The 416-nt window shown below is 41.1% G+C and carries 1 pseudogene; it reads left to right on the top strand.

Features of this window, described 5'->3' with window-relative positions:
• Nucleotides 1–416: pseudogene (locus HMPREF2574_RS08705) on the top strand (phage tail domain-containing protein); the annotation flags it as partial.

Below are 416 nucleotides of genomic sequence, written 5' to 3'. Positions count from 1 at the left end.
CTATCCCAAAAGGAGACATAGAACTTGAAGGTATTTCTGACTGGTATGACCAAACCACCATTGATTTTTTTGTCCCAGACGGAGTCGCACATACAAACGTCACAAAGGAATTTGCTTTCGTTAAAAATTCAGAGGGTATTCTAGAAGCTGAAATTGATAATCAAGGTAGCGAGGAAGTATCGGTCAACTACCGAATCAAGCTCAAACATGAATCGGGCTATGTTGGCATTGTCAGCCAATATGGCGCTATGCAGTTTGGAAAAATCGAGGAAGCAGATTTAGTGGAAGAAAAGAAAAATGTCCTCTTAGCCGCAAACGGCAAAGGGGATTTCAAGAATTGGACAGACGGCACTATTTTCTACGAGAATCAAAATAAGAAAGTGGTCACGACAATGTCTGCTGATTCTTCTTTTGGC

The sequence above is a fragment of the Streptococcus sp. HMSC034E12 genome (assembly GCF_001835915.1).
Lineage (GTDB): Bacteria > Bacillota > Bacilli > Lactobacillales > Streptococcaceae > Streptococcus > Streptococcus vaginalis.
This window is presented reverse-complemented; position numbering and strand designations above follow the sequence as displayed.